We start from the raw sequence: 1,427 nt of genomic DNA, 5'->3' as shown, positions 1-1,427 counted from the left end.
GGTTACGTCCCGTGGAGTGGTGTAGATCTCAGCAGTTGCGCGTTGCTCCGGTGACGTAGTGAGCCATCGTGCGATGGTCAGTGAGAACCGATCAAAGAACTCACAAAGGACACAAACACACGATGGCTCTAGACCAGTCTGCCCTGCTTGACCTCCTTGGCCAACTGAAACTCACCGATGTCTCCGATCGGATCCGTGCCGCGACCGAAACCCTGTACCAGCAGCTCATCGAGGCCGAGGCGACCGCGTTCATCGGCGCCGCCCCGTTCGAACGCTCCGAGGCGCGGACAACCCAGCGCAACGGGTCCCGGCCCAGGACGTTGACGACGACCGCCGGGGACCTGAACCTGAAGATCCCGAAGCTGCGGAACGGGTCGTTTTTCCCGGCCCTGCTCGAACGCCGCCGCCGCGTGGACCAGGCGCTCTACGCTGTGGTGATGGAGGCCTATCTGCACGGGGTCTCCACCCGGAAGGTCGATGATCTGGTCAAGGCGCTCGGGGCCGAAACCGGGATTTCCAAGTCCGAAGTTTCCCGGATCTGTGAGGACCTGGACCACGAGGTCGGTGCGTTCCGGGACCGCGATCTCTCGGCCATGGACTACCCGTACGTTTTCCTGGACGCCACCTACTGCAAGGCCCGCGTCGGGCACCGCGTCGTGTCCCAGGCCGTTGTGGTTGCCTTCGGCGTGGCCGCGGACGGGCGGCGGGAAGTCCTGGGGTTCGACGTCGGCGACAGCGAGAACGAGGGATTCTGGACCGCGTTCCTGCGGTCCTTGAAGGCCCGCGGACTGGATGGCGTGAAACTGGTGATCTCCGACGCCCACAGCGGCCTGAAGAAAGCCATCGGCACGGTGTTCCAGGGTGCGGCGTGGCAGCGATGCCGCGTGCATTTCATGCGCAATGTGCTCTCGACCGTGCCGAAGGGTTCCCAGGACATGGTCGCCTCGATCATCCGCACCGCCTTCGCCCAGCCCGATGCCGGACACGTGAACACCCAGTTCGACGAGGTCACCCGGATGCTTCTCAAATCCCATCCGAAGGTCGCCGCGATGCTCGGCGACGCCCGGGACGACGTGCTCGCCTTCACCGGGTTCCCGGCCAGGCACTGGCGTCAGATCTGGTCCACGAATCCCATGGAACGCGTCAACAAGGAGATCAAGAGACGCACTGACGTCGTCGGGGTCTTCCCCAACCCGGCTGCCCTTCTCCGGCTTGCCGGCGCGGTCCTCGTCGAGCAACATGACGAATGGGAAGCTGGCGACCGCCGCTACCTCTCCGAGGCCTCCATGGCCGAACTCAAGGCCATAAACACGGCACCCGCCACGCCGATCGAGGAGGCGATTTTGCTTCCCGAACTCACGGCAGCATAATCAAATAACTGACCTGCACGGTGTCGAGAAAACTCCACCACTCAGCGGGACGTAACC

General features: G+C 63.8%; 1 protein-coding gene. It reads left to right on the top strand.

The annotated features are described in order from the left end of the window. The first annotated feature begins 122 nt into the window (after window positions 1-122). A complete protein-coding gene (locus AC50YM_RS20470; RefSeq protein ID WP_494958765.1) occupies window positions 123-1,370 on the top strand; it encodes an IS256 family transposase in 1,248 nt (415 codons plus the stop codon). The last annotated feature ends 57 nt before the right edge of the window (window positions 1,371-1,427 follow it).

The sequence above is a fragment of the Pseudarthrobacter sp. RHLT1-30-1 genome (genome assembly GCF_059383415.1).
Note: the sequence above shows the minus strand (reverse complement) of the source record. Positions and strands in the feature narration are given on the sequence as shown.